Source organism: Metaplanococcus flavidus, assembly GCF_042675885.1.
Taxonomy (GTDB): Bacteria; Bacillota; Bacilli; order Bacillales_A; family Planococcaceae; genus Planococcus; species Planococcus flavidus.
Map to the genome: position 1 here is coordinate 1 of NZ_JBHTKI010000026.1, position 642 is coordinate 642.

Genomic DNA, 642 nt, shown 5'->3' on the forward strand with positions numbered 1-642 from the left:
ATCGCTGATGACACCTGCATCGCCTTCGGCTGCTTCGGTGTTACTTCGCCGTCTTCGTACGGCTCGTTGCTCTACCCCGCGATAATAATATATACGAAGATTTTTTTACTCATCACTGATGACACTTGTTAAAGTGTTATTTCGCCGTCTTCGTTTGGCTCTTTGCCAGCGGCGTCTAATCAGTATAACACTTTCCGCAGCAATTTGCTTGAAGAAAAATATGTTATTGGAAGATAGTAAGTTATGTATGAATTACTTTTAAAAATATTGGTGACCCCTACGGGATTCGAACCCGTGTTACCGCCGTGAAAGGGCGGTGTCTTAACCGCTTGACCAAGGGGCCTTAAATGGCTCCGAAGGTAGGACTCGAACCTACGACCATCGCATTAACAGTGCGGTGCTCTACCACTGAGCTACTTCGGAATAACGTTTCAAGTACTTGTCGACTTTTTCTATTATAAAGAGCGGCAAGAGAATCGTCAACTACTTTTTTATAAATACTTTTTTATTTCACCATGCCCACTGTTTCTTTCAAATTTCCGTTTGTCAATTTAAGCTAGACAGATCGACTCCATTCAGGTGACTCAAAAATGCCTCCAGGGGCGTACGGTAATCCAGCGACTTCCGCGGGATGTTATTCCG

The 642-nt window shown here is 43.9% G+C and carries 2 tRNA genes; both read right to left on the reverse strand.

The features are described 5' to 3' along the window. Window positions 1-268: 268 nt before the first annotated feature. A tRNA-Glu gene (locus ACFQ1X_RS15375) sits at window positions 269-343 on the reverse strand. Between the two features lie 5 nt (window positions 344-348). Then, window positions 349-423: transfer RNA gene (locus ACFQ1X_RS15380), tRNA-Asn, on the reverse strand. Window positions 424-642: the final 219 nt, after the last annotated feature.